Genomic DNA, 365 nt, shown 5'->3' on the forward strand with positions numbered 1-365 from the left:
TCCAAGGCTGGTGGAACTTCGAGACGTTCACCGTCACCTTCGAAAACTACGCCCGCGCGTGGACGTTCCAGTCCGGGCCGATGCGGCAGGCGATGCTGAACACCGCGATCGTCACGGTCCCGTCCGTCCTCGCCGTGACGCTGCTCGGGACGATGGTGGCGTACCCGTTCGCCCGCTTCGACTTCCCGCTGAAGAAGTGGCTGTTCTTCCTGCTCATCGTGGTCATGGCGGCGCCGCCGGAGCTGGTGGCGATGGGCAACTACAACACGCTGCGGACGACCGGCCTGTTCGACACGTACATGGGGCTCATCCTGGTCCACATCGGCTGGGGGATGGGGTGGGTCGTCATGTTCCTCCGGAACTTC

1 pseudogene is annotated in these 365 nt (G+C 64.4%); it reads left to right on the plus strand.

The window, feature by feature from the left end:
• Positions 1–365, plus strand: a pseudogene (locus EXE42_RS17270) (carbohydrate ABC transporter permease); the annotation flags it as partial.

Source organism: Halorubrum sp. SP3 (assembly GCF_005435195.1).
In the GTDB taxonomy this organism is placed as follows: domain Archaea; phylum Halobacteriota; class Halobacteria; order Halobacteriales; family Haloferacaceae; genus Halorubrum; species Halorubrum sodomense.